We start from the raw sequence: 223 nt of genomic DNA, 5'->3' as shown, positions 1-223 counted from the left end.
GAGGGTGTCCGAATTTTTGTGTAAACGGGGTTGGGTTTACGCCTGAGGAATGCGCCCTTCAAACTGGATGGTAAAGCGAGTCAGTGCCGACTTCCAGTCTCGGATCGGTATGGTCCATTTCTGGCTGATGTTTTTCAGCGCCAGAAAAAACAGTTTCAGCAAGGCTTCATCGCTCGGGAAGGAGCCGCGATTTTTGGTCAGCTTGCGCAGGCTCATGTTCACC

General features: G+C 52.0%; 1 pseudogene. It reads right to left on the bottom strand.

The annotated features are described in order from the left end of the window. Positions 1–36 precede the first annotated feature (36 nt). Positions 37–223: pseudogene (locus C2I19_RS20825) on the bottom strand (IS256 family transposase); the annotation flags it as partial.

It is taken from the genome of Chromobacterium alticapitis (assembly GCF_002924365.1).
Classification (GTDB): Bacteria; Pseudomonadota; Gammaproteobacteria; order Burkholderiales; family Chromobacteriaceae; genus Chromobacterium; species Chromobacterium alticapitis.
The sequence above is the reverse complement of the archived record's forward strand: the minus strand, read 5'-3'. Positions and strand labels throughout refer to the sequence as shown.